General features: G+C 73.6%; 1 pseudogene. It reads right to left on the bottom strand.

The window, feature by feature from the left end:
* Positions 1 to 19: 19 nt before the first annotated feature.
* A pseudogene (locus MTQ10_RS30805) lies at positions 20 to 879 on the bottom strand (lytic transglycosylase); the annotation flags it as partial.

Below are 879 nucleotides of genomic sequence, written 5' to 3'. Positions count from 1 at the left end.
GGGGGGGAGGGAGCGCCCCCTAAACGGACGGGCTCGTCGGCGACGCCGACCCGGTCGGCTCACCACCGGAGCCGGAGCCGGTGCCCGAGCCGGTGCCCGAGCCGGAGCCCGAGCCGGAGCCGGAGCCGGAGCCGGTGCCGGTCGTTGGGCTCGGGCTCGGGTCGGGTGTCGTCTGCTCCTCGGCCACGGTCAGTTCGACGGTGAGGGTGGCCCCGCCGGTGGTGCTGATGATCAGCAGGAAGGTGCCGGTGGTGTCGTCCGCGTACAGCTGGGGCAGTTTCAGCAGGCCGTCGGCGTCGGTGCGCAGGTCGATGGTGCGGACCGGCTTTTCGTCGGCGCCCTTGAAGTAGGGGCCCTTGTCGGCGGTGGTCTTGTCGTCGGCCGACTCGACGAGGGTGGCGGTGGCGGCGACCCGGTCGGCGACGGCGCCCTTGTAGGTGGCCTTCACCTCGATGGGTTCGGCGAACTTCCCGCCCGGTGTGCAGGTCAGCGGGGTGTCACCGGTGCGGGTGAGGGTGTCGGCGGCGCGGGCGATGACGGTGGCGGCGTACTGCACGGCGGGCAGCGTGCGGCCCGCCGGCGTGGCTCGGACGGTGAACTCGCCGGTCTTCTCCCCGGCGTGCAGGACGGGCGCGACGGCGACGCCGGTGCTGTCGGTGACGATCGTGGCGACAGTCTCGCCGCCGTCGAAGGTGGCGTCGGTGTCGCCGGTGATGGTGAAGCGGATGCGGACCTTGGCGACGGGCTTGCCGGCGGCGTTCTCGGCGCGGACGCTGATCCGCGGGGTGAACGCGTCTCCTGCCATGGCGGTGAGCCGGGTGAGGCCGGCGCTTGCCAGGTGGTCGACCGTGTCGGTCGGGGTGGGGGGAGCGGTGGGGG

Origin of the sequence: Streptomyces sp. XM83C (genome assembly GCF_023072675.1) — a bacterium.
GTDB lineage: Bacteria > Actinomycetota > Actinomycetes > Streptomycetales > Streptomycetaceae > Streptomyces > Streptomyces thermocoprophilus.
This window is presented reverse-complemented; position numbering and strand designations above follow the sequence as displayed.